General features: G+C 65.0%; 25 protein-coding genes. 15 read left to right on the top strand and 10 right to left on the bottom strand.

Going from position 1 to position 23,670, the window contains the following annotated elements:
* Positions 1-3 precede the first annotated feature (3 nt).
* Positions 4-402: a DUF350 domain-containing protein gene (locus tag ACNFH5_RS17320; protein WP_416747977.1), complete on the top strand. Its 399-nt coding sequence runs from the start codon at positions 4-6 to the stop codon at positions 400-402.
* Here the strand turns inward: ACNFH5_RS17320 and ACNFH5_RS17315 are convergent.
* Positions 396-926 (bottom strand): hypothetical protein, encoded by a 531-nt coding sequence (locus ACNFH5_RS17315; protein ID WP_416747975.1) that lies wholly within the window; start codon positions 924-926, stop codon positions 396-398. The genes ACNFH5_RS17320 and ACNFH5_RS17315 overlap by 7 nt on opposite strands.
* Positions 927-1,133: 207 nt before the next feature.
* On the opposite strand from ACNFH5_RS17315, the gene rsxA reads away from it, so the two are divergent.
* The 8 genes from rsxA to ACNFH5_RS17275 all read left to right on the top strand — a co-directional run bounded on the left by rsxA (position 1,134) and on the right by ACNFH5_RS17275 (position 7,902).
* Positions 1,134-1,718 (top strand): electron transport complex subunit RsxA, encoded by a 585-nt coding sequence (gene rsxA / locus ACNFH5_RS17310; protein WP_416747973.1) that lies wholly within the window; start codon positions 1,134-1,136, stop codon positions 1,716-1,718.
* Positions 1,715-2,269, top strand: a complete 555-nt coding sequence (gene rsxB / locus ACNFH5_RS17305) for an electron transport complex subunit RsxB (protein ID WP_416747971.1) — start codon at positions 1,715-1,717, stop codon at positions 2,267-2,269. The genes rsxA and rsxB overlap by 4 nt, the downstream gene beginning before the upstream one ends.
* A complete protein-coding gene (gene rsxC / locus ACNFH5_RS17300; protein ID WP_416747969.1) occupies positions 2,266-4,599 on the top strand; it encodes an electron transport complex subunit RsxC in 2,334 nt (777 codons plus the stop codon). The genes rsxB and rsxC overlap by 4 nt, the downstream gene beginning before the upstream one ends.
* Positions 4,599-5,639 (top strand): RnfABCDGE type electron transport complex subunit D, encoded by a 1,041-nt coding sequence (locus ACNFH5_RS17295; protein WP_416747967.1) that lies wholly within the window; start codon positions 4,599-4,601, stop codon positions 5,637-5,639. Before rsxC ends, ACNFH5_RS17295 begins: the two co-directional genes overlap by 1 nt.
* Positions 5,636-6,271 carry an electron transport complex subunit RsxG gene (gene rsxG / locus ACNFH5_RS17290; protein ID WP_416747965.1) on the top strand — a complete coding sequence of 212 codons (636 nt, stop codon included), beginning with the start codon at positions 5,636-5,638 and terminating at the stop codon, positions 6,269-6,271. Before ACNFH5_RS17295 ends, rsxG begins: the two co-directional genes overlap by 4 nt.
* Entirely contained in the window at positions 6,264-6,977 is a 714-nt protein-coding gene (locus ACNFH5_RS17285; RefSeq protein WP_416747963.1) for an electron transport complex subunit E, read from the top strand. Before rsxG ends, ACNFH5_RS17285 begins: the two co-directional genes overlap by 8 nt.
* Positions 6,974-7,612, top strand: a complete 639-nt coding sequence (gene nth, locus ACNFH5_RS17280) for an endonuclease III (RefSeq protein WP_416747961.1) — start codon at positions 6,974-6,976, stop codon at positions 7,610-7,612. The genes ACNFH5_RS17285 and nth overlap by 4 nt, the downstream gene beginning before the upstream one ends.
* 107 nt (positions 7,613-7,719) lie before the next feature.
* Positions 7,720-7,902 carry a PA3496 family putative envelope integrity protein gene (locus ACNFH5_RS17275; protein WP_017521020.1) on the top strand — a complete coding sequence of 61 codons (183 nt, stop codon included), beginning with the start codon at positions 7,720-7,722 and terminating at the stop codon, positions 7,900-7,902.
* Between the two features lie 168 nt (positions 7,903-8,070).
* On the opposite strand, the gene ppnN is transcribed toward ACNFH5_RS17275, so the two are convergent.
* The 4 genes from ppnN to ACNFH5_RS17255 all read right to left on the bottom strand — a co-directional run bounded on the left by ppnN (position 8,071) and on the right by ACNFH5_RS17255 (position 12,669).
* On the bottom strand, positions 8,071-9,462 hold the full coding sequence (gene ppnN / locus ACNFH5_RS17270) for a nucleotide 5'-monophosphate nucleosidase PpnN (RefSeq protein WP_416747958.1): 1,392 nt from the start codon (positions 9,460-9,462) through the stop codon (positions 8,071-8,073).
* A gap of 297 nt (positions 9,463-9,759) precedes the next feature.
* Positions 9,760-10,152: a lactoylglutathione lyase gene (gene gloA, locus ACNFH5_RS17265; RefSeq protein ID WP_017521018.1), complete on the bottom strand. Its 393-nt coding sequence runs from the start codon at positions 10,150-10,152 to the stop codon at positions 9,760-9,762.
* Positions 10,153-10,308: 156 nt separating this feature from the next.
* Positions 10,309-11,526 carry an argininosuccinate synthase gene (locus tag ACNFH5_RS17260; RefSeq protein ID WP_045209837.1) on the bottom strand — a complete coding sequence of 406 codons (1,218 nt, stop codon included), beginning with the start codon at positions 11,524-11,526 and terminating at the stop codon, positions 10,309-10,311.
* Positions 11,527-11,658: 132 nt separating this feature from the next.
* On the bottom strand, positions 11,659-12,669 hold the full coding sequence (locus ACNFH5_RS17255; RefSeq protein WP_416747955.1) for a flagellar protein MotY: 1,011 nt from the start codon (positions 12,667-12,669) through the stop codon (positions 11,659-11,661).
* Between the two features lie 138 nt (positions 12,670-12,807).
* On the opposite strand from ACNFH5_RS17255, the gene pyrC reads away from it, so the two are divergent.
* Together pyrC and rnt are read left to right on the top strand one after the other, a co-directional pair.
* Positions 12,808-13,854, top strand: a complete 1,047-nt coding sequence (gene pyrC, locus ACNFH5_RS17250) for a dihydroorotase (RefSeq protein ID WP_416747953.1) — start codon at positions 12,808-12,810, stop codon at positions 13,852-13,854.
* Complete coding sequence (gene rnt, locus ACNFH5_RS17245; RefSeq protein ID WP_416747951.1) at positions 13,851-14,531, top strand: ribonuclease T; 681 nt, start codon at positions 13,851-13,853, stop codon at positions 14,529-14,531. Before pyrC ends, rnt begins: the two co-directional genes overlap by 4 nt.
* Before the next feature lie 244 nt (positions 14,532-14,775).
* Here rnt and ACNFH5_RS17240 read toward each other — a convergent pair whose 3' ends face one another.
* Positions 14,776-15,378 carry a peroxiredoxin gene (locus ACNFH5_RS17240; RefSeq protein ID WP_416747949.1) on the bottom strand — a complete coding sequence of 201 codons (603 nt, stop codon included), beginning with the start codon at positions 15,376-15,378 and terminating at the stop codon, positions 14,776-14,778.
* A gap of 261 nt (positions 15,379-15,639) precedes the next feature.
* On the opposite strand from ACNFH5_RS17240, the gene ACNFH5_RS17235 reads away from it, so the two are divergent.
* Positions 15,640-15,855 carry a bacterioferritin-associated ferredoxin gene (locus ACNFH5_RS17235; RefSeq protein ID WP_081517708.1) on the top strand — a complete coding sequence of 72 codons (216 nt, stop codon included), beginning with the start codon at positions 15,640-15,642 and terminating at the stop codon, positions 15,853-15,855.
* Positions 15,856-16,074: 219 nt separating this feature from the next.
* On the top strand, positions 16,075-16,551 hold the full coding sequence (gene bfrB / locus ACNFH5_RS17230; protein ID WP_017521012.1) for a bacterioferritin BfrB: 477 nt from the start codon (positions 16,075-16,077) through the stop codon (positions 16,549-16,551).
* Between the two features lie 48 nt (positions 16,552-16,599).
* Here the strand turns inward: bfrB and ACNFH5_RS17225 are convergent, their stop codons facing one another.
* The 3 genes from ACNFH5_RS17225 to ACNFH5_RS17215 all read right to left on the bottom strand — a co-directional run bounded on the left by ACNFH5_RS17225 (position 16,600) and on the right by ACNFH5_RS17215 (position 20,380).
* Positions 16,600-17,763: an MFS transporter gene (locus tag ACNFH5_RS17225; RefSeq protein WP_416747947.1), complete on the bottom strand. Its 1,164-nt coding sequence runs from the start codon at positions 17,761-17,763 to the stop codon at positions 16,600-16,602.
* Positions 17,764-17,827: 64 nt separating this feature from the next.
* Entirely contained in the window at positions 17,828-18,154 is a 327-nt protein-coding gene (gene grxD, locus ACNFH5_RS17220; RefSeq protein ID WP_017521010.1) for a Grx4 family monothiol glutaredoxin, read from the bottom strand.
* A 132-nt stretch (positions 18,155-18,286) separates the two neighbouring features.
* Positions 18,287-20,380, bottom strand: coding sequence for a molybdopterin oxidoreductase family protein (locus tag ACNFH5_RS17215; RefSeq protein ID WP_416747944.1), 2,094 nt, complete (start codon positions 20,378-20,380; stop codon positions 18,287-18,289).
* A 314-nt stretch (positions 20,381-20,694) separates the two neighbouring features.
* On the opposite strand from ACNFH5_RS17215, the gene argF reads away from it, so the two are divergent.
* Complete coding sequence (argF, locus tag ACNFH5_RS17210) at positions 20,695-21,612, top strand: ornithine carbamoyltransferase (protein ID WP_416747939.1); 918 nt, start codon at positions 20,695-20,697, stop codon at positions 21,610-21,612.
* A 17-nt stretch (positions 21,613-21,629) separates the two neighbouring features.
* Positions 21,630-22,691: an ABC transporter ATP-binding protein gene (locus ACNFH5_RS17205; RefSeq protein WP_416747937.1), complete on the top strand. Its 1,062-nt coding sequence runs from the start codon at positions 21,630-21,632 to the stop codon at positions 22,689-22,691.
* On the opposite strand, the gene ACNFH5_RS17200 is transcribed toward ACNFH5_RS17205, so the two are convergent.
* Positions 22,688-23,632, bottom strand: a complete 945-nt coding sequence (locus ACNFH5_RS17200) for an electron transfer flavoprotein subunit alpha/FixB family protein (protein ID WP_416747935.1) — start codon at positions 23,630-23,632, stop codon at positions 22,688-22,690. The two genes, ACNFH5_RS17205 and ACNFH5_RS17200, sit on opposite strands and share 4 nt — an antisense overlap.
* Positions 23,633-23,670: the final 38 nt, after the last annotated feature.

The raw sequence follows: 23,670 nt of genomic DNA, 5'->3' as shown, positions 1-23,670 counted from the left end.
GCCATGAACCTGTTGCAGACCCTGCCCAACTTCCTCGCCTACTTCGCCTCGGCCATCGGCCTGTTCGGCCTGTTCACCAGCCTCTACATCCGCCTGACGCCCTACGCGGAAATCCAGCTGATCCGCCAGGGCAACATCAGCGCCGCCGTGGCCCTGGTCGGCACCCTGCTGGGCTTCGCCCTGCCACTGGCCAGCGCCATCGCCCACAGCGTCAGCATCATCGACATGCTGATCTGGGGCGTGATCGCCATGCTGGTGCAGGTGCTGGTGTTTGTCGGCCTGTCACGCCTGGTGCCGGAGCTCAAGAGCGGCATCGAAGGCAACACCCTGGCCCACGGCGTATTCCTCGGTGGCGCCTCGCTGTGCATCGGGCTGCTCAACGCCGCCTGCATGACCTACTGAGCATCGGTGCACTCCACATCCGCTGCGCCCAGGTGCTCGAAGCCTTCCAGGTAGAGGCAGGAGGCATTCTCGGCGCAGTCCTGCAGGGAGGCGTTGCTGAGGTTGTCCCGTGAAGTCGGGTCATCCAGGTTCACGTCCGGGAAGATGTCCGCCACCTCCTCCGCCGTCATGATCTTGTCGAAGGTGACGTTGACCGACTGCAAGCGACCGTATTCCCAGTCCAGGTCCACCGCCACGATGCGCGGATCGAGCTGATGCACCAGCGCCTCGGGGAGCTGCGGGCCGGCGTAGCTGAGTTCGGTGTCGTGGCAGGCGTCGCCCCAGTTGCTCAGTTTCTTGCTGGCGGCGCAGCTGAACTGCGCATCGGCATGGCCAGTGCGCTGCTCCAGCAGGCAGGCAAAGTCGGCGACACTCATGCGCGGCCAACTGACCAGATCAGCCGTGGTGAAAGGCACGGCCGAAGCCAGGCCACTGGAGAACAACAGGCAAAGGGCGGTGAGGCGTCCGGACAGCGTTTTGCGCATCGCGACTTCCATAAGGGGACCGATCGGGTTCGGCAGCCGCCGATGTTCCTCCCGCCGCCCCCGGCACCGCAACTGATTTCGGGGAGGTACAATTGCCTACTTCGCACCGTGTATTCGAGCCATGTCCTCTCACCGTCATCAACCCGCTGACCACCGGTCTGCGAGCATGATCAGCCTCTCCTCGCGCCCGGCTGCGAGTGCCCGGCCATGACCGAACTCGCCCTGATCCTGGTCAGCGCCATCCTGGTCAACAACTTCGTGCTCGTGCAGTTCCTCGGCATCTGCCCGTTCATGGGCGTGTCGCGCAAGATCGAAACCGCGCTGGCCCTGGCCCTGGCGACCACCTTCGTGCTTACCCTCGCCTCGGCGTTGAGCTACATCCTGCAACGCTACGTGCTGCAACCGCTGGACGTGGAGTTCCTGCGCACCATCGGCTTCATCCTGGTAATCGCACTGGTGGTGCAATTCACTGAACTGCTGGTCAGGAAGACCAGCCCGCTGCTGGCCCGCACACTCGGTATCTTCCTGCCGCTGATCACGACCAACTGCATCGTGCTGGGCGTGGCGCTGCTCAATGCGCGCAAGGCCGAATTCGGCTTCCTGCAATCCACCTTCCAGGGCTTCGGCGCCGGGCTGGGCTTCACCCTCGTGCTGGTGCTGTTCGCCGCCCTGCGCGAGCGCATCGCCATCGCCGACGTACCCAAGCCGTTCAAGGGCGCCGCCATCGGCATGATTACCGCTGGGCTGATGTCACTGGCGTTCATGGGCTTCAGCGGGTTGCTCAAGCCATGATCGCGGCGCTGCTGATCATCCTGGCCGGCCTCGCTGGTACCGTGGTGCTGCGCCTGGCTTCTGCGCGAGTGAAGGTCGCAGACGCGCCCATCGCCGGGCAGATCAACGACCTCCTGCCGCAGACCCAGTGCGGCCAGTGCGGCTACGCCGGCTGCAAGCCCTACGCCCAGGCCATCGCCGAGGGTGACGCAATCAACAAGTGCCCGCCCGGCGGCGCCGCGACCATCGCCGCCCTCGCTGAGTTGCTGGACGTCGAACCGCTGCCACTGGACGCCATCGAGGAAACGCCCCTGCGTGTCGCCTACATCCGCGAGGCCGAGTGCATCGGCTGCACCAAGTGCATCCGCGCCTGCCCGGTGGACGCTATCGTCGGCGCGGCCAAGCTGATGCACACGGTGATAGTCGACGAATGCACCGGCTGCGACCTGTGCCTGGAACCCTGCCCGGTGGACTGCATCGAGATGCGCGACCTGCCGGTGCGCGTCGCCGACTGGAGCTGGCCGCTGCCGCAGAACCGGCTGATCCAGACCGACCGGGAGCAGGCGGCATGAACGCAGAGGTCTGGCGTTTCCCCGGCGGCCTGACGCTGCCAGCCAACAAGCAGCAATCCACCGCCACGCCGATCCAGCACCCACCGCTGCCGCGCCGACTGGTGCTGCCGCTGCAGCAGCACATCGGCGAGCCCGCCGTGCCTTGTGTTGAAGTCGGCCAGCATGTGCTCAAGGGCCAAATGATCGCGCAGGCCGGCAGCGCCATCAGCGCCGCGCTGCATGCGCCGACTTCCGGCACCGTGGCCGAGATCAGCGAACAACCTTATCCACACAGCTCCGGTCTTTCGCTGCCCGCGATCGTCATCGACAGTGACGGCGCGGAGCAATGGACGACGCTGGAACCCATTTCCGCATATGTGTCCCTCTCCGGGACCGAACTGCTGCAGCGCATTCGCCAGGCGGGCATCGCCGGCCTCGGCGGCGCCGGCTTCCCCACCGCCGCCAAGTTGGCCTCGCGCGCCCAGGACGACCTGCACACCCTGATCATCAACGGCGCCGAGTGCGAGCCCTACATCAGCGCCGACGACCTGCTGATGCGTGAGCGCGCCGTCGAGCTGGTGGAAGGCATCGAGGTGCTGATGCACATCCTCCAGCCGCAGCAGGTGCTGCTCGGCATCGAGGACGACAAGCCGCAGGCCATTGCTGCCGTGCAGGCCGCCATCGGCGAACGGCCGATCCGCCTGCAATCGATCCCGACCCGTTACCCGTCCGGCGGCGAGCGTCAGCTGATCCAGATTCTCACCGGCCGCGAAGTGCCCTCCGGCGGGTTGCCGGCGGACATCGGCATGCTCTGCGTGAATGTCGGCACCGCCGTCGCCGTGGCCGACGCGGTACTGCGCGGGCGCCCGCTGATCTCGCGCATCACCACCCTGACGGGCGCTGCATTGGCGCGCCCGTGCAACGTCGAAGCGCTGATCGGCACGCCCGTGGGCGAGTTGCTGGACTTTGCCGGCCTCGACGCCGCAAAACTGGACCGCCTGCTCCTTGGTGGCCCACTGATGGGCGACAGCCTGCCGTCAACGGACGCACCGCTGATCAAGACGACCAACTGCCTCCTGGCCGCCTCTCGCGAGGAGCTACCGGCACCGGAAGCGGCCATGCCGTGCATCCGCTGTGGCGACTGCGCACAGGTCTGCCCCGCCAGCCTCCTACCGCAGCAACTGCACTTTTTCGCCCTCGGCGAAGATCACGACCAGTTGATGGCCCACAACCTGTTCGACTGCATCGAGTGCGGCGCCTGCGCCTACGTCTGCCCGTCGAGCATTCCGCTGGTGCAGTACTACCGCGCGTCCAAGGGCGAGATCCGCGAACTGGAACAGCGCCAGCTGAAGGCCGAGCAGTGGCGCCTGCGCTTCGAGCAACGCCAGGAGCGCCTTAGCCGCGAGGAAGAACGCCGCACCGCCGACCGCCTGGCTCGCCAGGAGCGAGCAGCGCGCGCGCAGGCGGACCAACCCGAGGTCGCAACACCCGCCGCGCCGGCCGCGCAAGCGGTGATCGAGCGGGTCAAGGCCGAGAAGTCCGTGGGCAATGCGCCCGACCAGCTCAAGCGCCTGAAGATCGAAGCGAGCATGGCCCAGGTCGCGCTGAAGAAAGCCGAGAAGCAACTGGCCGCCCACGACACCGATCAACTGCGCAGCCAGGTCGCCGAGTTGCGCGGCGCCGCCGAAGAAGCGAAAGCTGCGCTGGCGGCTGCCGAAGCGCAAAGCACCAACTCGGCACCGGCGCCCGCTCCGGCTAAAGCTCCCGCCCCGCACGAAGCCGCACTGAAACAGGCGAAGATCGACGCCGCCATGGCCCGTGCCCAGTTGAAGAAGTCCGAGAAGGCCTTCGGCGAATCGCCCAGCGACGAGCAACGCGCCACCCTCGCCTCCTTGCGCGGAGATGTCGAACGCATCGAGTGCCAACTCACCGAACTGCAGGGGGCCGCCATGCCGACCGAACCAAAAACCGAGCAGCCCGTTGACGGCGTGCTTGCCCTGCGTCAGGCCAAGCTGGCCTATATCGCGCAGCGCGATGCCCTGCGCGCCGCTGAGCGTGAAGGCGCCTCCGCCGAGGAGCTGGACGCGATCCACCGGACGCTTGCCGCCGCCGAAGCCGCGCTGCACGCCGCAGAGGACGCCAGCGGCAAGGCGCCGCCGGACCTCGTGCGCACCGACAAGCGCCCGGTAACGGCCGCCCTGCGCGCCGCCAAGACCGAACTGACCTATGCCCGCGCCGACCTGAAGAAGCTCGAACGCGAGGGTGCCAGCGACTCGCTCCTGGCCGCTGCCCGCGAGCGCCTGCAAGCGGCAGAGCGCGCCGTCGCCGATGCCAATGGCGAGGCTCCCTGATGAAACTGCTGCGCATCAGCTCGCCCCACACCACCGGCACGAACCGCACACAGAAGGTCATGCTGACGCTGCTGGCTGCCTGCGCTCCCGGCGCGCTGGTACTGATCGGCCTGTACGGCGTCGGAACCCTGTTCAACCTGCTCTGGTGCAGCCTGCTCGCGCTCGCCACCGAGGCGCTCATGCTCAAGCTGCGCGACCGCCCGGTGACGTTCTTTCTCAAGGACGGCAGCGCCCTGGTTACCGCCGTGCTACTCGCCCTCGCCCTGCCTCCCTACTCGCCCTGGTGGCTGAGCGCGGTCGCTACGGTATTCGCGATGATCTTCGGCAAGCACCTGTACGGCGGCCTCGGGCAGAACCCCTTCAACCCGGCAATGGTCGGCTACGCGGTGGTGCTGGTATCCCTCCCGCAGCAGATGAGCCAGTGGCCGGCGCCGGACAGCGCACTCGGATTCACCGATGGCCTGCGGCAGATCTTCGGCTTCGCCAGCCAGGGGCCCGACGCCTGGGTCGGCGCCACGGCGCTGGACGTGGTGCGCAACAACCACAGCCTGACCATGGAGGAATTGCTGGCGCAGTCTCCCGCTTTCGGAAACATCGGCGGGCGCGGCGTGGAGCTGGTCAACCTGGCCTTCCTCGCCGGCGGGCTGTTCCTGCTCTGGCGCAAGCTGTTCACCTGGCACGCGCCGGTAGGCATGCTCGGCGGCCTGTTCGTCATGAGCCTGCTGTTCTGGAACGGCACCGGTTCCGACTCCCACGGCTCGCCGCTGCTGCACCTGTTCAGCGGAGCGACCATGCTCGGCGCATTTTTCATTGTCACCGACCCGGTATCCGGCGCCACCAGCAACCGTGGCAGGCTGCTGTTCGGCATCGGAGTCGGCGTGCTCACCTATGTGATCCGCGCCTGGGGTGGCTACCCGGACGGGCTGGCCTTCGCCGTGCTGCTGATGAACCTTGCCGCGCCCACCCTCGATTACTTCACCCGGCCGCGCACTTACGGGCACAAGAAGCCAGAACGTGGCTTCAAGGCAGGTGATCGATGAACCGCGAGTTGCTCAAGAGCATCCTGGCGCTGGGTCTGGTCGCGCTGATCGCCGCTGGCGTGGTGGCCACCGTTCACCAGTTCACCGCCCAGCGCATCGACACCGCCCAGCGCGACGCGCGGGGCCGCACGTTGCTGGAGTTGCTGCCCAGGGGCAGTTACGACAACCATCCGCTGGAGAGCGAAGTCAGCACTTTCGATCCCAAGCTGCTGGGTCGCGAGGAACCGGCGCCCGCCTACATCGCGCGCCTCCAGGGCCAGGCTACGGCGGTCGTGCTGCAGCCAGTTGCCCGTGACGGCTATGGCGGCTCGATCCAACTGCTGGTGGGCGTGACCGCACAAGGCCGGCTGCTTGGTGTGCGAGTCGTGGCGCACCACGAGACACCCGGCCAGGGCGACCGTATCGAACTGGGCAAGAGCGACTGGCTGCACGGCTTCGACGGCCGCTCACTGATCGACCCGGCCGATGCCGGGTGGAAGGTGAAGAAGGACGGCGGCCAGTTCGACCAGTTTGCCGGCGCCACCGTCACCCCGCGCGCCGTGGTCAAGGCCACGCACCTGGCGCTGCAGTACTTCGATGCTCACAAGGCGGAGCTGCTCGCCCCGGCTGCCTCGGGAGAACAGCATGAATAATCCCGGCTACCGCGAAATCGCCCTGCAGGGCCTGTGGAAGAACAACCCCGGCCTGGTGCAGTTGCTCGGTCTCTGCCCGCTGCTGGGCACCAGCAGCTCCATGGTCAATGCCCTCGGCCTGGGGCTGGCGACTCTCCTCGTACTGGTCTGCTCCAGCGTCAGCGTATCGCTGATCCGTGGCACGCTGAGCGAAGCCGTGCGCCTCCCCGCCTTCCTGCTGATCATCGCCACCCTGACCACCTGCGTCGAACTGCTGATGCAGGCCTGGCGTTATGAGCTGTATGAGGTGCTGGGCATCTTCGTACCGCTGATCACCACCAACTGCGTGATCCTCGGCCGCGCGGAATCCTTCGCCGTGAACAACAGCATCGCGCGCTCAGCCTTCGACGGACTGATGATGGGCCTGGGCTTCGCCCTGGTCCTGCTGACCATCGGCACCCTGCGCGAACTGCTTGGCCACGGCACCCTGCTGGCCGGCATGGACCTGCTGTTCGGCCCCGCCGCCGCCGACTGGAAAGTGCAGATTCCTGGCTACCAGGGTTTGCTGCTGGCGGTGCTGCCGCCCGGCGCCTTCCTGGTGCTGGGCCTGCTGATCGCACTGAAGAACCGTATTGATGAAAGCCTGGCGGACCGCGCCAAGGCGCAGGCGGGCGACGTACCCGCGACCGAGCGCCAACGCGTCCGCGTGACCGGAGTGATCGAATGAATGCTGCCAAGCGTGCGGAGATTTTCCGCCGACTCAAAGAAGACAACCCCAACCCCGAAACCGAACTGGCCTACAGCACGCCCTTCGAACTGCTCATTGCGGTGCTGCTCTCCGCCCAGGCCACCGACGTGGGCGTGAACAAGGCCACGGCCAAGCTCTATCCGGTGGCCAATACCCCGGAAGCGATCTTCGCCCTCGGCGTGGAGGGCCTGTCGGAGTACATCAAGACCATCGGCCTGTACAACAGCAAGGCGAAGAACACCATCGAGACCTGCCGCATCCTCATCGAGAAGCACGGCGGCCAGGTGCCGGAGAACCGCGAGGACCTGGAAGCCCTGCCGGGCGTGGGCCGCAAGACCGCCAACGTAGTGCTCAATACGGCATTCCGGCAGCCGGCGATGGCGGTGGACACGCACATCTTCCGCGTCTCCAACCGAACCAACATCGCGCCAGGGCGCAACGTGCTCGAAGTGGAGCGCAAGCTGCTCAAGTTCGTGCCCAAGGAATACCTGCTGGATGCGCACCACTGGCTGATCCTGCATGGGCGCTACGTTTGCAAGGCGCGCAAACCGCAGTGCGGCAGCTGCCGAATCGAGGACCTGTGCGAGTACAAGCACAAGACTTCGGACGATTGAGCGTTATGGGAAAATTCCTTCAGGCCGATTGAAAAAATCTTTTTTACCGCCCACGCCTTTGTCGATATAAGGGGCGCCAACACACCCCGTGTTGTGGAGTGCACCGAATGGCAAACGACAAAGAAGACCTCGAACTCGAGGACGATGTCAGCACAGACGACAGCGATGACGGCGCAGAAGCCACGGCAGAGGTCGCCAAGACCAACCTGACCAAGCGCCGCATCATCGATAATTACCTGGAAGAGCGTCGCCTGCAGCGCCAACTGTCCGACTACGATTTCGATCTGTAAGCCTTCTCCTTAATGTAAGTCCCACATGAAAAAGCCCCGCATCCTGGCGGGGCTTTTTGTTTTGCGCTCTTCGTAGGACCGAGGGGGGGGGGGCCTAGCCCTTGCTCACGAACCACCCAGCATCAGAGTCGCCGGGAAGTGTTCGCGAGCAAGCTCGCTCCTACAGGTTCACACCGCCACTGCGGAGCGCTGCACCACCCGGTAACAAGGCTCGTACGCCGCGCCGCCCGGCAACTTCATCCGGTGCTGCTCGACGAAGGCCTGCAGCAGCGCATCCAGCGGCTCCATGATGGCCGCGTCGCCGTGGATTTCGTAGGGGCCAAACTCCTCGATCATACGGATGCCGCGATCCTTCACGTTGCCGGCAACGATGCCGGAGAACGCCCGCCGCAGGTTCGCCGCCAGTTCATGAGGCGGTACGTCGCGCCCCAGGTCGAGGCCGGCCATGTTCTCGTGGGTCGGCTCGAACGGGCGCTGGAAGCCCTCGTCGATCTTCAGCAGCCAGTTGAAGTGGTAGGCGTCGTTGCGCTCGCGGCGGAACTGCTTGACTCGCTTGAGGCCAGTGCTCATTTCCCGCGCCACTTCCGCCGGGTCGTCAATGATGATGCGGTAGCGTTTCTGCGCCGCCTCGCCCAGGGTCGCACCGACGAAGGCGTGCAGTTGCTCGATGTACGCCGCCGCGCTGCGCGGGCCGGTGAGCACCAGGGGGAACGGCATGTCCTGGTTATCCGGGTGCATGAGGATGCCCAGCAGGTAGAGGAACTCCTCCGCCGTGCCGACGCCGCCGGGGAACACGATGATGCCGTGGCCGACACGGACGAAAGCCTCCAGGCGCTTCTCGATGTCCGGCAGGATCACCAGTTCGTTGACGATCGGGTTCGGCGCCTCGGCGGCGATGATGCCCGGCTCGGTCAGGCCCAGGTAGCGGCCGTCGGTGATGCGCTGCTTGGCGTGGCCGATGGTGGCGCCCTTCATCGGGCCCTTCATCACGCCCGGGCCGCAGCCAGTGCAGACATCCAGGCTGCGCAGGCCCAGTTCGTGGCCGACTTTCTTGGTGTACTTGTACTCGTTGGTGCTGATGGAGTGGCCACCCCAGCAGACGACAATCTTCGGCTCCACACCGGCATGCAGCGCGCGGGCGTTGCGCAGCAGGTGGAAGACGTAGTCGGTGATGCCGGCCGAGCTGTCCAGGCCGAAGCGCCGGCTGTTCAGGGCATTCTGGGTGTAGACGATGTCGCGCAGGGCACTGAACAGCATTTCGCGGGTGCTGGCGATCATCTCGCCGTCGACGAAGGCGTCGGCCGGCGCGTTGAACAGTTCCAGGCGCACGCCGCGGTCCTGCTGGTGGATTTCCAGCTCGAAGTCGCGGTAGGCGTCGAGGATGTGCTTGGCGTTGTCGATCTGCGTGCCGGTGTTGAGGATGGCCAGGGCACACTGGCGGAAGAGCTTGTAGGTACTGCCGGAGCCCGCTTCGCTGAGCTGGTGGACTTCACGTTGGGAGAGGGTTTCGAGGCTGCCCTTGGGGCTGACCGAGGCATTGTTTACCGGTCTTGGGGACATGCTGTATTCCTTGACGATGGAAGCCGGGCGCCGTGGCGCGGGCCTTCCGATAAATCGATGCGGCCGTCCATTCGGCCGTCATTGCCGGGAGCGTCGCGGCGGGGATTCTCCGGCCCGCAGCGCGCTCCTTCTGACTGTGACAAGCGAATGGCGGAAACTGCTTCCGCAATCGACGCGTCCGACGTCGATGCCTCTTGAGTATGAACGCTGCAGTGACTTTCTGATGACAGCCGGAAAAGAAAAACCCCGCCGGTGTGGGCGGGGTTTTCCAAGGACGCTTCGACGACGGTCGACGGATCAGTCCTTGCGCTGCGGACTCAGCAGCTCGATCTTGTAGCCGTCCGGGTCTTCGACGAAGGCCAGGATGCTGGTGCCGTGCTTCATCGGGCCCGGCTCGCGGGTGATCTTGCCGCCGCGCGAACGGATGTCCTCGCAGGCCTTGTAGACGTCGGCCACTTCCAGGGCGATGTGGCCGTAGCCGGTGCCCAGCTCGTATTTGTCCACACCCCAGTTGTAGGTCAGCTCGATGACGCTATTGTCGTCCTCGTTGCCGTAGCCAACGAACGCCAGGGTGAACTGGCCGTCCGGATAATCCTTGCGGCGCAGCAAGGTCATGCCCAGGACTTCGGTATAGAAGGCGATGGATTTGTCCATGTCGCCGACGCGCAGCATGGTATGCAGCAGTCTCATCGATTCTTTCCTCATCAGGTGCCCGGAGTGCGGGCTTATAAACACAAACCCCGGCTCGTGGCCGGGGATTGTTGTTCTTTTCGTAGGAGCGAGCTTGCTCGCGAACCGCGCAAAAAGCAAAAGCTTCGCGAGCAAGCTTGCTCCTGCAAGGTCCGCTTAGAACAGCTTGCGGCCCTTGTTCGCGGCGATACGCATGCGCAGCGCGTTGAGCTTGATGAAGCCAGCGGCATCGGCCTGGTTGTAGGCGCCGCCGTCTTCCTCGAAGGTCGCGATGTTGGCATCGAACAGCGAGTCGTCGGACTTGCGGCCGACCACGATGACGTTGCCCTTGTACAGTTTCAGGCGCACGACGCCATTCACGTGTTCCTGGGAGGCATCGATCATCTGCTGGAGCATCTCGCGCTCCGGGCTCCACCAGTAGCCGGTGTAGATCAGCTTGGCGTAGCGCGGCATCAGCTCGTCCTTCAGGTGAGCGACTTCGCGGTCCAGGGTGATCGACTCGATGGCACGGTGCGCCTTGAGCATGATGGTGCCGCCGGGGGTCTCGTAGCAGCCGCGGGACTTCATGCCGACATAACGGTTCTCGACGATGTCGAGACGGCCGATGCCGTTGGCGCCGCCGATGCGGTTCAGCTCGGTCAGGACCTGGGCCGGACTCATGTCCTTGCCGTCGATGGCGACGATGTCACCCTTGCGGTAGGTCAGCTCGATGTAGGTCGCGGTGTCAGGGGCCTTCTCCGGGGAGACGGTCCACTTCCACATGTCCTCTTCGTGCTCGGTCCAGGTGTCTTCCAGCACGCCGCCTTCATAGGAGATGTGCAGCAGGTTGGCATCCATGGAGTACGGCGATTTCTTCTTGCCGTGGCGCTCGATCGGGATGTTGTGGGCTTCGGCGTAGTCCATCAGCTTCTCGCGGGACAGCAGGTCCCACTCGCGCCAGGGAGCAATCACTTTCACGCCCGGCTTGAGCGCATAGGCGCCCAGTTCGAAGCGAACCTGGTCGTTGCCCTTGCCGGTGGCGCCGTGGGAGATGGCATCAGCGCCAGTGGCGTTGGCAATCTCGATCAGGCGCTTGGCGATCAGCGGACGGGCGATGGAAGTACCCAGCAGGTACTCGCCTTCGTAGACAGTGTTGGCGCGGAACATCGGGAACACGAAGTCGCGGACGAACTCTTCTCGCAGGTCCTCGATGAAGACCTCTTTCACGCCCATCTGCTTGGCCTTGGCGCGGGCCGGTTCGACCTCCTCGCCCTGACCCAGGTCGGCGGTGAAGGTCACCACTTCACAGTTATAGGTATCCTGCAGCCACTTCAGAATTACGGAGGTGTCCAGGCCACCGGAATACGCCAGGACTACCTTCTTCACGTCCGCCATGCCACTCAACTCCACGGGGGTTGTCACGAAAGGGACCGATTCTACTGTCCGCTCGGAATAATTTACAGAGGGGCGACAGCTTTTGACGACAAAGCGACAAATACTATCGTCGGTGCGACCCGACGCCGCGGCTTAACCCTTGGGTACTGCGGGCGGCGTGGCAGGCGGATTGGAGGCGCTGGCGGCAGGCGTCGCGGGCGCGCCCTGCGCAGGAGCGTTGGCGGCGGGAGTCGGTGCGGTGGGAGCGGTTGCGGCAGGTGCAGGCGGAGCCTCAACAGCCGGCTGCTCAGCCACCGCCTCGCGGGACAGGTTCACCGTCACCCGGCGGTTCTTCGCGCGGTTGGCGGCGGAGTTGTTCTTCACCAAGGGGTAACGCTCGCCATAGAAACGCACGGTGATCTGCGCTTCCGCCACGCCGTTGGCCTTGAGGTACTCCATCACGGCGATGGCGCGTCGGCGCGAGGCTTCACGGTTGGCCAGGCGGTTGCCGGTGTTGTCGGAGTGACCGTCCAGTTCGATGCGATTCACCGTCGGGTCGGCCTTCATGTACTGCAGGATGATGTCCAGTTTGGCGCGGCCCAACGGGTCGACCTCGGTGCCGCCGTCCGGGAAGCCGACCTGGCTCTGGCGCACCTGGTCGAAGTTGACCGGAAGCATCTTCGTCGAACAGTCCTGGAACTTCGTGTAACCATCCGCGAAACGCGTCGGCATCAGCCGCACCAGCAGGGTCTCGCCGGTGCGCGTGCGGTGGCGCACTTCCGGCGCGCGGCCCTCCAGCAGACCGCCGAGCAAGCGCCCGGCCTGCTGCTGCGTACTGTTGAACGGAACATCGCCCGCACCCACCTGCACAGACCCCAGGTTCAGGTCACCCTGCCCCGGCCGCCACGGTGGCGCGGCCGCCAGCAAGGTCGCCGAGCCACTGCCCAGCCAGCCCGTCTGCGGTTTGAGGCGGAAGGTTGGCTGCTCACCGGCGCGCCAGACGAACTCGCCCAGGCCAAAACCGGCCACACTCTGCGACAACCGGCACTCGAACTGGTCGCCCTCTACCGTCCATTGCGCACTTTCCATGCGCGTCTGAAAGGTCAGCGCCCAGGCCGGAAGGCTCGCACAAAGAGTGAGGAGAAGTAGAGATGGCTGGCGCACGGTGGCATCCACACAGGTAAATAGGCGTCCCAGATTCTATCGGTCGGCCTCGGCAAAACTTGATAGCGAGTGCCGGCGGCGGGCTTTTCCGGTAGCATTTCACCCTCTTCCCGCTGCAACCGCACCCCTGGAATCCGCATGTCCGACCGCCTGACACTCCTGCGCCCCGACGACTGGCACATCCACCTGCGCGACGGCGCCGCACTCGCGCAAACCGTCGGCGACGCCGCCCGCACCTTCGGCCGCGCCATCATCATGCCGAACCTGGTTCCGCCGGTACGCAACGCCGCCGAAGCCGACGCCTACCGCCAGCGCATCCTGGCTGCCCGTCCGGCCGGCAGCCGCTTCGAGCCGCTGATGGTGCTGTACCTCACCGACCGCACCAGCGCAGAGGAAGTCCGCGCTGCCAAGGCCTCGGGCTTCGTGCACGCCGCCAAGCTGTACCCGGCCGGCGCCACCACCAACTCCGATTCTGGCGTGACCAGCGTCGACAACATCTTCCACGTGCTTGAAGCCATGGCCGAAGTCGGCCTGCCGCTGCTGGTGCACGGCGAGGTGACCCGTGCCGAAGTCGACGTGTTCGACCGCGAGAAGCGCTTCATCGATGAGCACCTGACCCGCGTGGTCGAGCGTTTCCCGACCCTCAAGGTGGTCTTCGAGCACATCACCACCGGCGATGCCGCCGCCTTCGTCAAGGCCGCCCCGGCTAACGTCGGCGCCACCATCACCGCCCACCACCTGCTCTACAACCGCAACCACATGCTGGTCGGCGGCATCCGCCCGCACTTCTATTGCCTGCCGATCCTCAAGCGCAATACCCACCAGGAAGCCCTGCTGGATGCAGCAGTGAGCGGCAGCCCGAAGTTCTTCCTCGGCACCGACTCGGCCCCCCACGCGCGCCACGCCAAGGAAGCGGCCTGCGGCTGCGCCGGCTGCTACACCGCCTACGCCGCCATCGAGCTGTACGCCGAAGCCTTCGAGCAGCGCAAGGCGCTGGACAAGCTGGAAGGCTTCGCCAGCCTGCACGGCCCCGACTTCTATGGCCTGCCGCGCAACAGCGACCGCATCACCCTGGTCCGCGAAGAATGGGAAGCACCGGCATCCCTGCCCTTCGGCGACTTCGACGTGGTCCCGCTGCGCGCCGGTGAAAAACTGCGCTGGCGCCTGCTGGAGACCGAGGCATGAGTGACGAGAACGAAATCTTCGAAGGAGAACTCGACGGTTCCTTCCCGCCCGGCCCGCGCCACCCGATGGCGCGCCGTTTCCGTGGCTACCTGCCGGTCGTGGTGGACGTTGAGACCGGCGGTTTCAACGCCGGCACCGACGCCCTGCTGGAAATCGCCGCCGTCACTATCGGCATGGATGAGAGCGGCTACCTGTTCCCCGAGCACACCTACTTCTTCCGCGTGGAGCCTTTCGAAGGCGCCAACATCGAGCAGGCTGCGCTGGAGTTCACCGGCATCAAGCTGGACCATCCGCTGCGCATGGCGGTACCGGAAGAACAGGCGCTGACCGAGATCTTCCGCGGCATTCGCAAGTCGCTGAAGTCCAATGGCTGCAAGCGGGCGATCCTGGTCGGGCACAACAGCAGCTTCGACCTCGGCTTCCTCAACGCGGCGGTCAACCGCAGCGGCGTGAAGCGCAACCCGTTCCACCCGTTCTCCAGTTTCGACACCGCGACCCTTGCCGGCCTCGCCTACGGTCAGACCGTACTGGCCAAGGCCTGCCAGACCGCCGGCATCGAATTCGACAACCGCGAGGCCCACTCGGCGCGCTACGACACCGAGAAGACCGCGGAGCTGTTCTGCGGCATCGTCAACCGCTGGAAGGAATTCGGCGGCTGGATGGAAGACGAGGACTGATCCTCTCTTCCTGATCCCATGACAAAGCCCCGCTCAGGCGGGGCTTTTTCTTTCCTGCACGCAGGGCTTGCCGGCTTCCTGTAGGAGCGAGCTTGCTCGCGAACCACCGCCCGGTGAACGTCAGACCTGGCCGCTATGCACACCTGATCCCTTGTTCGCGAGCAAGCTCGCTCCTACGAAAAGCAATCCTGCGCGCCCATGAAAAAGCCCCGCCGAAGCGGGGCTCTTTCATCACCGGACAGCCTTACAGCTTGCCGGCGTGCTCGGCCAGATAGGCGGCGACGCCTTCAGGCGAGGCGGCCATGCCCTTGTCGCCCTTCTTCCAGTTGGCCGGGCAGACTTCGCCGTGCTCCTCGGTGAACTGCAGGGCATCGACCAGACGCAGCAGCTCGTCCATGTTGCGGCCCAGCGGCAGGTCGTTGACGATCTGCGAGCGCACCACGCCGTTCTTGTCGATCAGGAATGCACCGCGGAAAGCCACGCCGCCTTCGGACTCCACGTCATAGGCCTTGCAGATCTCGTGGGTGATGTCGGCCGCCAGAGTGTACTTGACCGGACCGATGCCGCCCTTGTCCACCGGGGTATTGCGCCAGGCGTTGTGGGTGAAGTGGGAGTCGATGGAAACGCCGATCACCTCGACGTTGCGCGCCTGGAAGTCGGGGATGCGGTGGTCCAGGGCGATCAGCTCGGAGGGGCAGACGAAGGTGAAGTCCAGCGGGTAGAAGAACACCAGCCCGTACTTGCCCTTGATGGCTTCGGACAACACGAAGCTGTCGACGATCTCGCCAGTGCCCAGTACGGCGGCCACGTTGAAATCGGGAGCTTTCTTACCTACGAGTACGCTCATTTGATTCTCCTTAATGGTGAGGCGCTGGGAGTGGCGGCTGCGCCCGGTCGAAACTGCCGTGCTTGAGGGCCCGTCACTCCAGTGGGGCAGCCATCATACACCCCACCCGCAACACCTACATCTGCGCGGACTCGGGGCTAACTCACTGAACCGATTGACCATTTATCGGACCGTCGAAATGAGACCCCGGCAACTTTTGACAATCATTCTCATTATTATTAGTATCGCTTCCAACAACCCCACAGCGACTGTAGTGCAACCATGTACGTCTGCCTCTGCAACGGTGTTACCGATACCCAGATCCGCGATGCGATCTACGACGGCGCCTGCAACTATCGCGAAGTGCGCGAGTGCACCGGTGTCGGCACTCAATGTGGCAAGTGCGCCTGCCTGGCCAAACAGGTGGTTCGCGATACCCTCGGCGAGCTGCAAAGCGCCCAGGCGATGAACTACAACCTGGCCTATGCGGCAGGCTGAGAAAAATACCGCTGATCAGTTCAGCAGCAATTCCGAAGAAACCGGGCCATGGCCCGGTTTTTTTATGCCCGCAATTCAGTGATTTAGCGCCCAGTTGCGGAATGAAAACATTCGCATTCATATTCCTTTTTATAACAAATTCAAGGACTTATGTTTGACAGATGGTTATAAGGGCGCGAGAATTTCAATCTCTCCCACTCCACACGGCAGGACCCCGGCATGAAAGGCGACAAGAAAGTCATCCAGCATCTGAACAAGATCCTCGGCAACGAGCTGATCGCCATCAACCAGTATTTCCTGCACTCGCGCATGTGGAACGACTGGGGCCTGAAGCGCCTCGGCGCGCACGAGTACCACGAGTCCATCGATGAGATGAAGCACGCCGACAAGCTCATCGAACGCATCCTGTTCCTCGAAGGCCTGCCCAACCTGCAGGACCTGGGCAAGCTGCTGATTGGCGAGAACACCCAGGAAATGCTGCAGTGCGACCTGAACCTGGAGCTCAAGGCCTGCAAGGACCTGCGCGACGCCATCGTGCATTGCGAAAGCGTGCATGACTACGTCAGCCGCGACCTGCTCAAGGACATCCTCGAGTCCGAGGAAGAGCATATCGACTACCTGGAAACCCAGCTGGGCCTGATCCAGAAAGTCGGCCTGGAGAACTACCTGCAGTCGCACATGCACGAAGACGACTGATCAGAAACAAGGCACCGGCGCAGTTGTGGACGCCGGTGCCCTTCCCTTCTAGACATTCGCCTTGGGCGGACGACGCACCAGCCCGGCCTTGAACACCAGGCCCGCGCACAACCCGATCACCACCAGCAGCGACAGGCGCAAGCCCACGTGTTCGGCGAGGAAGCCGATCAACGGCGGGCCCATCAGCAAGCCGCCATAGCCGAACGACGCCACTGCCGCCACGCCGCGCGAAGGCTCGACACCCGGCCGGTTACCCGCCGCGCCGATCAGGATCGGCACCACCACCGACAGTCCGGCGCCCACTAGCGCAAAACCAGCGATCGACCCGCCTATCCACGGGCTGAACAACGCCAACAGCATGCCCGCAATGGCCAGCAGCGCCAGGCTGCGCACTAGCGCCTCGTCAGCGAAGCGCACGCGCAGGCGATCACCGAACAACCGGCCCAGCACCATGGTCGCGGAGAATGCCGCGAAGCCCAGTGCTGCCAGGCGTTCGGACGCGCCCAATACCTGGTGCAACAGCAAAGCCCCCCAGTCGGCGACCGCTCCTTCGGAAACGAACGCACAGAGCGTCAGCAGACCCAGGCCGATCAGTGCCGGTGGCGGCAGGCGCCAGCCACGCTGGGCTGGCGCCTCCTCCTCCATGGGCTCCGGACGGCCCTCGAACAGATGACGGGCAAACAGCGGCAGGATCGCCACGGCGATCAGCGCCAGCAGGCTGAAGTGCCAGATCGGCGCCAGGTCGGCGAAAGCCGCTGCTCCGACAGCACCGACCAACCCGCCCAGGCTGTACATGCCGTGCAGGCTGGAGATGCACGGGCGGCCGAGGCGCCGTTCGACTTCAACCGCCTGGGTGTTCATCGCCACATCCATGGTCGCGAAGGTCAGGCCGACAGCGAGGAAGCCCGCTGCCAGGACCCAGACGTCCTGCGCCAGCCCGAGCAGGGGAAAGGTCGCCATCAGCGCCAGCCCCGAAAGCACGGTGATCGCCCGGCTGCCGTAGCGGCGCACCAGCGCGCCGGCAAAAGCGAACGCCAGCAGCGCGCCAAAGCCCGCGCCCAGCAGGGCCTGGCCCAGTTGCTGCTCGTCCACCCCGGTCATGCTCTTGAGGGCAGGCACCCGCCCCATCACGCTGCCATGGACCATCCCGCCCATGGCGAAGCAGTATCCGCACGCCCAGCGCGCGGCGTTGGCCCGCGTCTGTTCAGTCATCTTTTATTTCTTCCCAAAAACAAAGCCCCGCCAAGGCGGGGCTTTGTGCAACAGCACGAAAGACTCAGGCGTTGGCCTTGCTCACGGCGTCCTTGATCAGCGGTTGCAGCTCACCCTTCTCGAACATCTCGGCCAGGATATCGCTGCCGCCGACCAGTTCACCACCGACCCACAGTTGCGGGAAGGTCGGCCAGTTGGCGTACTTGGGCAGGTTGGCGCGGATTTCCGGGTTCTGCAGGATGTCGACATAGGCGAATTTTTCGCCGCAAGCCATCAGCACCTGCGCGGCGCGGGACGAGAAACCGCACTGGGGAGCGTTCGGCGAACCCTTCATGTACAGCAGAACAGGGTTGCTGGAGATCTGCTCTTTGATGGTATCGATGATATCCATGAACTTCCTCGGCTTAACTATCAGACACTGACCCGGCAGTCGCCTCTCGGGGCATAGGCCGGCACGGTACGGCGCATTGTACTGCAAAGCCGAGTGCAACGCTCGGCTTTGCAAATACCCTGCGACAGCCTGTCAGGCCGCCTCGACCTCCACCGGCACGCCGTTGAGCGCGGTGTTGCCGGAGAGCGCATCGAGATGGCGCTCGTCGGTCAGGTCGTTGGCACTGGCGCCACCCTGCTCGCGGGCGATGGACAGTTGCACACCCGGCCGCCCGTGGCCCCAGCCGTGGGGCAGGCTGACCACACCGGCCATGACTTCATCACTGGCCGCCACCTCGATTTCGATGCTGCCGACTCGCGAACGCACCCGCACCTTCTGCCCGTCCGCCAACCCGCGCGAGGCCAGGTCCTGCGGGTGCATGAGCAGCTGATGGCGCGGCTTGCCCTTCACCAGGCGGTGATAGTTGTGCATCCACGAGTTGTTGCTGCGCACGTGGCGACGCCCGATCAGCAGCAGTTGGTCAACCGCCGGCGATTGGGTATCGGCGAAGCGACGCAGATCATTCAGGAATATCTCCGGCGCCGCCTCGATACTGCGGCTGGCGGTCTTCAGGCGCGGCGCCAGGTTCGGCTGCAGCGGGCCCAGGTCCAGCCCGTGCGGGTATTCGCGCAGCCGCGCCAGATTGAGCTTGTGCTCGCTGGCATCACCGTAGGGGCCGAAGCGCAGGCCCATCTCGATCATCTGCTCCGGCGCCATAGTCGGCTTGAGCTCGGCGCCCTGGCGCGCGGCGTAGGCCTTGGCGAGGCCGACGAAGATTTCCCAGTCGTGCAGCGCGCCCTCGGGCTTGGGCAGGATCGCCTCGTTGAAACGGGTGACATTGCGCACCGCGAAGACGTTGAAGGTCGTGTCGTAGTGGTCGTGCTCCAGCGGTGCGGTGGGCGGCAGGATCAGATCGGCGTAGCGGGTGGTTTCGTTGATGTACAGATCGACGCTGAGCATGAACTCCAGGCCGTCCAGCGCCTGTTCCAGGCGCCGGCCGTTGGGCGTGGACAGCACGGGGTTGCCGGCCACCGTCACCAACGCGCGCACCTGCCCTTCGCCTTCGGTCAGCATCTCTTCGGCCAGCGCCGCCACGGGCAGCTCGCCGCCGTACTCGGGCAGGCCGGACACGCGACTCTGCCAGCGATTGAACGCGCCACCCGCGGTGGTCGCTACCAGGTCAACGGCCGGCGTGGTGCACAGCGTGCCGCCGACACGATCGAGGTTGCCGGTGACCAGGTTGATCAGTTGCACCAGCCACTGGCACAGGCTGCCGAAGACCTGCGTCGAAACGCCCATGCGTCCGTAGCAGACGGCCTTGTCGGCGGCGGCGAACGCCCGTGCCAGCTGGCGGATTTCATCAGCCGGCACGCCACAGCGCGCGGCCATGGCGTCAACCTTGAACGGCGCCAGTGCTTCGCGCACTGCATCCAGGCCACTCACCGGCAGGGACGTTTCACGGGTCAGCCCTTCGCTGAGCAACGTATCGAGAATGCCCAGCAGCAACGCGGCGTCCTCACCAGGGCGGACGAACAGATGCTGGTCTGCAATTGCCGCCGTCTCGGTACGGCGTGGGTCAACCACCACCAGCTTGCCGCCGCGAGCCTTCAGCGCCTTCAGACGTTTCTCCACATCCGGCACGGTCATGATGCTGCCGTTGGAGGCCAGCGGGTTGCCGCCCAGGATCAGCATGAAGTCGGTGTGGTCGATGTCGGGAATCGGAATCAGCAGGCCATGGCCGAACATCTGCTGGCTGACCAGGTGATGCGGCAGCTGGTCCACCGAGGTCGCCGAGTAGCGATTACGGGTCTTCAACTGGCCGAGGAAGTAGTTGCTATGGGTCATCAGGCCATAGTTGTGCACGCTGGGATTGCCCTGGTACACCGCCACCGCGTTGTTGCCGTGGCGCTCACGAATCTCCGCCAGGCGGGTGGCGACCAGCTCGAAAGCCTCATCCCAACCGATCGGCTGCCATTCGCTGCCGACGCGGCGCACCGGCTGGCGCAGGCGGTCGGGGTCGTTCTGGATGTCCTGCAGCGCTACTGCCTTGGGACAGACGTGGCCGCGGCTGAAACTGTCCTGGGCATCACCCTTGATGGACAGGATGCGCTCGTCCTCGGTCTCGATGGTCAGGCCGCAGATGGCCTCGCACAGGTGGCACGCACGGTGGTGGAGGGTCTTGCTCATGGCTCGCCTCGTTTTTGTTGTCGCCGGCGCCTCATGGGGCCGGTCGTGGGGTGCAAAGCACTATGAATCCAGTCCTGGCGCAGCACCACCAGCTTCCGTCGGGTGAATCCCCGGGCATCAGGAACGACCATGGAGAAACCCCGCCCGACGGGCCTTCCGGGCGAAACTTGCGTAGATCCGTCATTTCCTTATAGGATCGCGCCTTCCTCCATTTTCCGCTCCATGCGGTCCCGCCGCAGGTTCAGCCCGTTTTTTCTCACGAAAGCCGGTCGGTACCTCGGCCTGATTCTGAGAATAAGTAGTAGGTACGAACCATGAGCGCACGTCACTTCCTCTCGATGCTGGATTACACGACCGAAGAACTGCTCGGTCTGATCCGCCGCGCCACCGAGCTGAAGGACTTGCGAGACCGAGGTGTGCTCTACGAACCGCTGAAGAACCGCGTGCTGGGCATGATTTTCGAGAAAGCCTCGACGCGGACGCGGATTTCCTTCGAAGCCGGCATGATCCAGCTCGGCGGCCAGGCCATCTTCCTCTCCCCGCGCGACACCCAGCTGGGCCGCGGCGAGCCGATCGCCGATGCCGCACGGGTGATGTCGCGGATGGTCGATGCGGTGATGATCCGCACCTTCGCCCACAGCAACCTGATCGAGTTTGCCGAGAACTCCCGCGTGCCAGTGATCAACGGCCTGTCGGACGACCTGCACCCCTGCCAGTTGCTGGCCGACATGCAGACCTTCCATGAGCACCGTGGCAGCATCGCCGGCAAGACCGTGGCCTGGATCGGCGACGGCAACAACATGTGCAACAGCTACATCGAGGCAGCCATCCGCTTCGACTTCCAACTGAACGTGGCCTGCCCGGAAGGCTACGAGCCGAACGCCGCCCTGATGGAACTGGCCGGCGAGCGCGTGAAGATCTTCCGTGACCCGCGTGAGGCGGTAGCCGGCGCACACCTGGTGAGCACCGACGTCTGGGCCTCGATGGGCCAGGAAGACGAAGCGGCCGCGCGCCTGCGCCTGTTCCAGCCATATCAGGTAACACGTGAGCTGCTCGACGGCGCGGCGGCGGATGTACTATTCATGCACTGCCTGCCGGCCCACCGTGGCGAAGAGATCAGCGAAGACCTGCTGGACGACGCGCGCTCCGTGGCCTGGGACCAGGCGGAAAACCGTCTCCACGCCCAGAAAGCCCTGCTCGAACTGCTGGTCGAGCACGCGCACTACGCTTAAGCCCCACTTCGAGTCCGATGACCCAAACGCTGCTGCTCAACCTCGACGATCTTTCCTGTGGCTATGAACAGCAGCGTGTGGTGCAAGGCGTCAGCCTGCACCTGAACGCCGGCGACATCGGCTGCCTGCTCGGCCCCTCGGGCTGCGGCAAGACCACGACCCTGCGCGCCATCGCCGGTTTCGAGCCAGTACAGAGCGGGCGCATCGAACTGGGCGGCGAGGTGATTTCCCGCCCCGGCTTCACCCTGTCGCCGGAGAAGCGCCGGATCGGCATGGTGTTCCAGGACTACGCACTGTTCCCGCACCTGTCGGTGGCGGACAACATCGCCTTCGGCATCCGCAAGCACCCCGAGCGCGAGCGCATCGTCGGCGAGTTGCTGGAACTGGTGAAGCTCGACGGCCTCGGCCTGCGCTTCCCTCACGAACTTTCCGGCGGCCAGCAACAGCGTGTGGCACTGGCCCGCGCGCTGGCGCCGCAGCCGCAACTGCTGCTGCTCGACGAACCCTTCTCCAACCTCGACGTGGAGTTGCGCCGCCAGCTCAGCCACGAGGTCCGTGACATCCTCAAGGCGCGCGGCACCAGCGCGATCCTGGTCACCCATGACCAGGAAGAAGCCTTCGCCGTCAGCGATCACGTTGGCGTGTTCCGCAACGGCCTGCTGGAACAGTGGGACACCCCGTTCAACCTCTACCACGAGCCGCAGACGCCCTTCGTTGCCAGCTTCGTCGGCCAGGGTTATTTCATTCGCGGACAGATGCACGGCAACGATGCGGTGCAGACCGAGTTGGGCCTGCTACGCGGCAACCGCGCCTACAGCCTGCCGGATGGCAGTGCGGTGGATGTACTGCTGCGCCCTGACGACCTGGTGCCGGCTGCCGATGGCGCACTGAAGGCACGGATTGTCGGCAAGTCCTTCCTCGGCGCGGCGACGCTCTATCGTCTGCAACTGCCCACCGGCACTCAGCTCGAATCGCTCTTCCCCAGCCACGCCGACCACCAGCCGGGCGATGAGGTCGGTATCGGCGTCGCCGCCGAGCACCTGGTACTGTTCCCGGCCCAGGGCAGTGTGGCGCTCTAGGCGAGCGCCTTCTCAAGTTCGGGCAGCAACTCGAACAGGTCGCCCTGCAAACCGTAGTCGGCAATCTCGAAGATCGGCGCGTCCGGGTCGAGGTTGATCGCGGCGATCACCTTGGCGTCCTTCATGCCCGCCACGTGCTGCACCGCGCCGGAAATGCCTACGGCCAGATACAACTCCGGCGCAACGATGCGCCCGGACTGGCCGATCTGCAATTCTGCCGGCGCGAAGCCCGCGTCCACCGCCGCCAGCGAAGCGCCGACGGCACCGTGCAAACGATCCGCCAACGGATAGAGCGCAGCGAAACCTTCTTCGGTTTGCAGACCACGCCCACCGGCCACTATGACTTTCGCCGACTCCAGCGCGGGGCGCTCGAAGTCCGGATGCTCCTCGCCCTGCCACTGCGCCAGACCGAGATCGCCCGGACCGCCGATGCGTTCCAGTTCGGCGTTGCCGCCGCCAAGGGCAACCGGATCGAATGCAGTGGGACGAATGCCCAGCACGCTCACCGCCGCCTCGCAGCGCACGGTGGCGATGGCGTTGCCGGCGTAGATCGGGCGCTGGAAAGTCTGGTGGTCGAGGACAGCGATGACGTCGGATACCGCGTCCACATCCAGCAGAGCGGCAATCCGCGGCAGGCAATCGCGCCCCACCGCGGTGGCCGGCGCGAGGATATGGCTGTAGCGCGGCGCAAGCTGCACCACCAGCGCTGACAGGCTTTCCGCCAGCAGATGGTCGTAGGCGGGATCGTCCGCCAGCAGCACGCGGTCAACGCCATCAATGGCACGGACACGCGCGGCCAGTTCGTCGAGGACGCTACCGGCCAGCAGCAGATGCACCTCGCCGCCGATCTGCCGGGCGGCAGTCAGCGCGCTCAGGGTCGCGGGAGCCAGAACGGCGGAGCCGTCGGTGCGGTGATAGTCAGCGATGAGCAGAATGGCCACGGGCCTGCCTCCGAATCTGCGAACCGCGCCAGAGGGGC

This window comes from Pseudomonas sp. NY15435 (genome assembly GCF_048068295.1).
Classification (GTDB): domain Bacteria; phylum Pseudomonadota; class Gammaproteobacteria; order Pseudomonadales; family Pseudomonadaceae; genus Pseudomonas.
The sequence above is the reverse complement of the archived record's forward strand: the minus strand, read 5'-3'. Positions and strand labels throughout refer to the sequence as shown.